The sequence below is a fragment of the Coleofasciculus sp. genome (assembly GCF_046539235.1).
Classification (GTDB): Bacteria; Cyanobacteriota; Cyanobacteriia; order Cyanobacteriales; family Coleofasciculaceae; genus Coleofasciculus.
Window position 1 is genome coordinate 1 of record NZ_JBKHHI010000405.1, and the last position, 6,153, is coordinate 6,153.

Genomic DNA, 6,153 nt, shown 5'->3' on the forward strand with positions numbered 1-6,153 from the left:
CTGTTTTGAGGTGACACCTATGCTTAAAATAGGGCTAAAGCCCTTACTACGAACTGTTTTGAGGTGACACCTATGCTTAAAATAGGGCTAAAGCCCTTACTACGAACTACAAACCTAATTTGCCTTGATTTGATAAAAGGGTTCGGATAAAGCCGACGCTACTGCTTGCATACTGTGAGGATTAATCACCATACAAGCATGGGCTAAAACGGGAACTTTCACATCTTGACCCACGGACATTCGTGAACTATTACCCGGAATAATAATAAAATCCCAGGGTGTCCAAATTGATGTAAAATTGAGGCGTTCTAACATCTGAACATCTCGGTTTAAATCCTCTAGCAAAGGATTTCCTGGGCGCATTTGCACGCAGGCGCGACGGTTCAATAGGTAGGCTAACCAGGTGCCGTGATGGGGGGCGGAAATGGTAATGTAACGCTGCACTCGGTCAATTCCACCTAATCGCTGCACATAATAGCGGGTGACGAGTCCTCCCATACTTAAACCGACTAAATCAATGGGTTGGTTGAGGGGGAATGTTTGGTTGACAAAATTAGCTAATTGGGCTGCCATTTGGTCTAAACCCAATGTGGCGTTATTTGGTTTTAGGTCAAGGGTATAAACGGAAAAACCTTGTTTTTTGAGGTAAGGAGAGAGTTTGCGGAAAACTGATGAGGTGCGAAAAATACCGTGAACGAGAATAACTGGGTTTGTCATTGGTCATTGGTCATTTGTTAACGAATTTGTTTTGTGCATAATTTATAGTTATATCAGGATGCCAGTTTGTAGTCAGCGCTTCAGCGCTGATGGCATCCTTCGTGGCTACTACGAATCTGCTTCCTGTTCCCAGTTACCTCATCTCAACCGTTAACTTTAATGCAAGTCCGACTACTTAGCGACTGAGAGGTTGGGTTTCCTCGCGTTTTCCCAACCTACGGTTTCTGCCTGCTGGGATAGCGATACACTAAACGATAGTGGAAAAAGCAGGAGGGAAAACGTGGACGTTAAAGCAGCCGTCGCCTACGAAGCCGGGAAACCGTTAACCATTGAAACCGTTCAGCTAGAGGGACCCAAAGCTGGGGAGGTACTGGTTGAAATTAAAGCAACAGGGATTTGTCATACCGACGCCTATACCCTCTCTGGCAAAGACCCAGAAGGACTATTTCCTGCTATTTTAGGACATGAAGGTGCTGGTGTAATCGTCGAGGTTGGAGACGGGGTAAAAAGCGTTAAACCCGGTGATCATGTGATTCCGCTCTACACACCCGAATGTCGGAACTGTGAGTATTGCTTAAGTTTCAAAACCAATCTCTGTCAAGCGATTCGGGCAACTCAGGGACGAGGTGTCATGCCCGATGGCACAAGTCGGTTCTCAAGTAATGGCAAAATGCTGCATCACTATATGGGAACCTCTACCTTTGCCAACTATACCGTATTACCAGAAATTGCCGTGGCGAAAATTCGCGAAGATGCGCCCTTTGAGAAGGTTTGTTACATTGGCTGCGGCGTAACTACGGGAATTGGTGCAGTGATTAATACCGCCAAAGTTGAACCCGGTTCCAGAGTTGTGGTATTTGGACTCGGTGGAATTGGCTTAAATGTGATCCAAGGGGCGCGAATGGTAGGCGCGAGTCAAATTGTTGGCGTTGATATTAATCCAGATAAACGGGAATTGGCAGAAAAATTTGGCATGACGGATTTTGTTAATCCCCGTGAAGTCGAGGGAGATTTAGTTCCTTATTTGGTGGAGTTAACTAAAGGTGGAGCCGATTATAGTTTTGAGTGCATTGGTAATGTCAATGTGATGCGCCAAGCCTTGGAATGTTGTCACAAAGGATGGGGCGTGAGTGTGATTATTGGAGTAGCTGCCGCAGGACAAGAAATTAGTACTCGTCCCTTTCAATTGGTAACTGGACGGGTTTGGAAAGGAACGGCTTTTGGTGGCGCAAAGGGGCGCACCGATGTTCCGAAAATTGTGGATTGGTATATGGAGGGTAAGATTAATATTGATGATTTAATTACCCATGTCATGCCCTTGGAAAAAATAAATGAGGGGTTTGATTTAATGCACCAAGGGGAATCAATTCGCAGCGTGGTTACATTTTAAGGCAGAGCGTAAGTAGGGCTTGCTGAATAAGTATTGGGGAGATGGGGTGAGGGGGAGATGAGGGAAGTCAGTAGTGCTTTTCGTCTCGCTATAAGTGCAAGCTTTTCACCCATCCAGGAGGGATAGATTGCACTTATAGTCTGCTACTTAAAACCCCCCATTGTAGAGATGTTGCTAGAGATGTTACGATGTTACAGGCAACGTCTCTACATTCGTATGTATCAACTCACCACTTTCGTCGCCAGTTAAAAAAGCCTTCCAGCATATTTTGTAACATCTTATTACCCTCTAACCGTTGACGTTGCCACTCCTGCGCCGTTTTATAAAGAATCTCTGACATTGTAGGCGAAGCTTGCGGCATTTTAGCCAGTGAACCCACTTTAATCTTATGTCGAATTAGTAGCGCGATCGCACCAATCAATTCATCAGCATTTGCTCCCACGATTAATCCACCTAAAATCGTCCCATTCCGACGCAGCACCAGTTTACAAAACCCCGTCGTTTCCCCCAGAATCTGCGCCTTATCCAAAGTTTTAAAATACTGTCGCACCACCCACACTTGTTTCCCATAACGGCGTCTGGCTTGCGCTTCTGTTAACCCCACCCGTGCTAAGGTTGGATCAGTAAAAATTACCCAAGGAATTCCCTGATAATCCACAGTCCATCGGGGAAAAAATAAAGCATTTTTTATTGCAATACTGGCTTCATATTCGGCAATATGCTCAAATTGATAACCGCCAATCACATCACCACAAGCATAGATACGGGGATTCGTGGTTTGCAGTTTTTGGTTGAGTTTCAACCCCTTTCGGGAAAACTTAACCCCAACTCCTGCTAAATTTAACGATTCAATATTAGGCGTTTGACCCGTCGCCAACAAAATTTCATCGGTTTCAATTGCCCGATTTCCCACTTGCACCCATTTTTGTCCCTCAATCCACCTTACCTGAGTCACCGGACTTTGAGTCAAAACCCGAATTCCTTCGGCTTCTAATTGCGCTTGTACTAGACGTGACGCATCTAAGTCTTCTTGGGGAAAAATATAAGCCTCACTCACCGCCAGTGTCACCTGACAATCTAGTCGCGCTAATGTTTGAGCGAGTTCCACAGCATTGGGAGTGCTACCAACAACTAACCAATTTTTCTGTAACTGAAATGGAATGGTTTCTTCTAGGTTCTTCGGTTTTCCTTGAGGTGTCGGTTTCGTTACCTTATCGGTTTCTTCAGGAACGGTATCAGTCAAATTCGCCCCGATAACTTTGTATTTAGACTTGTCTACCTGTTTCCAGATATCTCTTGGGGTAAAGTAACGGATTGTCTCTAACCCATCAATATCAGGAATTTCTGGACAAGAACCCGTTGCAATTAAATATGCCCTTGCCCGTAAGCGTCGATTATTGACAACAAAGCCCAAGTGAGGTAAGCGGCAAAATTCTCCATTGCCAGAAATTATATCTACACCGAAAGATGCCAAAATTGCTGGAGAAGTCGCTTCAGAACAGGTAGAAACAACCATCTCTGCCCATTCCATTGCGTCGGGAATTTCTACAGTAGGAAAGTGGGCGGTTGACTCAAGAGGATTCAGATACGTTCTAATATCCTCTTTCTCTGCTTCCCCAACCTGCCATGGCTCGTCTCTACATACTTCCCCTGATTGTTTAACTAACTGTTTTTCTAACTCAGCCGTATCGGGAATTGAGTAATTTATAGCCGAATCAATTCCAAATTTAGGTGCTTTCCGTACTTGCTGAAGAACTCGCCCCACCTGCATCAATGCCTGATTATAAAGCGCTTCTTGACCTAACCAGTTACTCTGAAGGTTTTCCGGTTCAATCAAGGCAACACGAGCCTTTAATTGAGTCGCAGCCAAGGCAGCATAAGCGCCAGCCCTGCTATTACCAATTACAATAAGGTCATAATCTTTGGTCATGGTTCATAGTTCATGGTTCATGGTTCATGGTTCATAGTTCATAGTTCATGGTTCATGGTTCATAGTTCATGGTTCATAGTTCATGGTTCATGGTTCATAGTTCATGGTTCATGGTTCATGGTTCATGGTTCATGGTCATATTCCGATTATTTCTCCAATTCTATAAATTTTTCACACCAATACTCCCAATTCCTCTGCGCCCTCTGCGCTAACCTCTGCGTACCTCTGCGTTAAAAAAACATAATTCCGCTTCATAATTCCTAATTTATAACAATTTTCAAAGCATCTAATAAACGTTGGTTATCTGCTTGAGTCCGAATAGCAACTCGAAAATAACCATCGCCTAATTCCGGAAAGCTCAAGCAATCCCGAATTAAAATACGATGGTGCTTGAGTAGGTGTTCCTGCAGTTGGGAACAGGAGTGTTCTGACTGTACCAGTAGAAAGTTAGCGGCGCTGGGATAGGGATGTAACCCTGGTAACGATGATAACCCTTGAAACAGATGCGATCGCGCGGCGGGTAGCCAATCCCAAGTCTGCTGTTGAAATGCCTGATCCTGCACCACAGCAATAGCAGCCGCCACAGCCAGGACATTTACAGACCAGGGGTCACGCCATTTTTGCCAGCGTTTTAGCCGCTCAGGATGAGCGATCGCATAACCTAAACGGAGTCCAGGAAGGCTGTAGAATTTAGTCAGCGATCGCAAAATGACCAGATTCGGATAATCCTGCACCCACCGAATCAGGCTTTGCTGCTGATCCGGTGGCAAAAAGTCCATAAAGGCTTCATCCACAACCACAAGGGCAAATTGCTCCAAATAAGGCAGCAGGCTGGCTTGGTCGAATAATTGACCCGTCGGATTATGGGGATTATTCAGCAGCAAACCCTGACGTTTGCCAGGAAAAAGCGGCAATGTAGGGGCGGGTTTAGGGATTTCGTTTTGACTATTGATGATAACCTTTGGGCAAAACCCGCCCTGACTTAGTGTTGAGACAACTCCCCCATCTCCCCCATCTCCCCCATCTTCCCCGAATAAAAAACACCCCCTGATTCTGGCATTGAACGCCATGAGCGCTCGTTGATAGTCGCTAAAGGCTGGAGTCAGGATAATCGTTTCTTCCAGTTTTGAGAGTTCCCTGGCTGCCCAGGTTAATAATTCAGCCGAGCCATTCCCCGGTAGAATCCAGTCAGGGTTCAGCATGGGATGGAATTGACTCAGAGCCACCCGTAACGGGTAGTAATCCGGTGCAGGGTAAGCAACTAAGTCATCCAAATGAGACTCAATCGCCGCGATCGCAGATTTTGGCGGTCCCAAAGGATTGATACTCGCCGAAAAATCCAGAATCAGGGAAGGGGAACAACCTGCCCGTGCAGCTGCCCAGGCTAGATTTCCCCCGTGAATGGGTCGTTTCAAGGATCACTTCTCCTCAAAATCTGTCTGTAGAGACGTAGCATGCTACGTCTCTACATTCTCTCTTATCTTCACCAATCAGGTTTAACTACACCCTTACTTGGGAGGGGCAACTTTTTCCTTAAACAGCTTCCCAGCAGAAAACGCCGGAACCTTCGTCGCCGGGATTTCCATCTTATCGCCTGTTTTAGGGTTGCGTCCCTCACGGGCTTTGCGTTCCCGCGATTCAAAGGAACCGAAGCCAACCAAGGTGACTTTATCGCCCTCAGAGACAGCTTCCATAATTGATTCCAATGCCGCAGTTAACACCGCATCCGCTTGTTTTTTGGTCACAGCAGCCTTTTCCGCCACTTTATCCACTAATTCGCCCTTGTTCATCATAAATCTCCTTATTTCTACGTGAATCAAAGGTCAACGCTTACTCTAACCCATTAGTCTAGAGTTCACTATTTGACCCCCAGAACCAGGGGTTTCAGGGAAAAATGCCCGAAACACCCACCGGCTCGAAGTTTCACTGCATTATTCTAATGGCTGATTGCCAGATATGAAACGTTGAAACCTTTAAATTATGTAGATTTCGGCATTTTTAAGTCTAAATACTCACCGTACTGCTGAATTATTCCGCTAAACTTGCCGAAAAAACGGGCATTAGATCCCCGACTTCCGTAGGAGTGCACCGATGTGCATTGGTGTCAACTTAAGCT

General features: G+C 45.6%; 5 protein-coding genes. 1 reads left to right on the forward strand and 4 read right to left on the reverse strand.

What is annotated here, in order from left to right; genetic code table 11:
* Nucleotides 1-114 precede the first annotated feature (114 nt).
* A complete protein-coding gene (locus ACLFWI_RS25325) occupies nt 115-717 on the reverse strand; it encodes an esterase/lipase family protein (protein ID WP_446415215.1) in 603 nt (200 codons plus the stop codon).
* Nucleotides 718-997: 280 nt separating this feature from the next.
* Between ACLFWI_RS25325 and ACLFWI_RS25330 the strand changes: the two genes are divergently transcribed.
* Entirely contained in the window at nt 998-2,107 is a 1,110-nt protein-coding gene (locus tag ACLFWI_RS25330; RefSeq protein WP_446415216.1) for an S-(hydroxymethyl)glutathione dehydrogenase/class III alcohol dehydrogenase, read from the forward strand.
* Between the two features lie 226 nt (nt 2,108-2,333).
* On the opposite strand, the gene ACLFWI_RS25335 is transcribed toward ACLFWI_RS25330, so the two are convergent.
* The 3 genes from ACLFWI_RS25335 to ACLFWI_RS25345 all read right to left on the reverse strand — a co-directional run bounded on the left by ACLFWI_RS25335 (nt 2,334) and on the right by ACLFWI_RS25345 (nt 5,827).
* Nucleotides 2,334-4,037 (reverse strand): dihydrolipoyl dehydrogenase family protein, encoded by a 1,704-nt coding sequence (locus ACLFWI_RS25335; protein ID WP_446415217.1) that lies wholly within the window; start codon nt 4,035-4,037, stop codon nt 2,334-2,336.
* Nucleotides 4,038-4,297: 260 nt separating this feature from the next.
* Nucleotides 4,298-5,452, reverse strand: a complete 1,155-nt coding sequence (gene cobD, locus ACLFWI_RS25340) for a threonine-phosphate decarboxylase CobD (RefSeq protein WP_446415218.1) — start codon at nt 5,450-5,452, stop codon at nt 4,298-4,300.
* A gap of 93 nt (nt 5,453-5,545) precedes the next feature.
* The gene (locus tag ACLFWI_RS25345; protein ID WP_446335223.1) at nt 5,546-5,827 is read right to left on the reverse strand and encodes an HU family DNA-binding protein; all 282 of its coding nucleotides are present in this window, start codon (nt 5,825-5,827) and stop codon (nt 5,546-5,548) included.
* Nucleotides 5,828-6,153 lie beyond the last annotated feature (326 nt).

Excerpts from the sequence above, each read along its gene's own strand:
- ACLFWI_RS25325 (WP_446415215.1), bottom strand. The coding sequence starts at position 717 with ATGACAAACCCAGTTATTCTCGTTCACGGTATTTTTCGCACCTCATCA.
- ACLFWI_RS25335 (WP_446415217.1), bottom strand. The coding sequence starts at position 4,037 with ATGACCAAAGATTATGACCTTATTGTAATTGGTAATAGCAGGGCTGGC.
- ACLFWI_RS25345 (WP_446335223.1), bottom strand. The coding sequence starts at position 5,827 with ATGAACAAGGGCGAATTAGTGGATAAAGTGGCGGAAAAGGCTGCTGTG.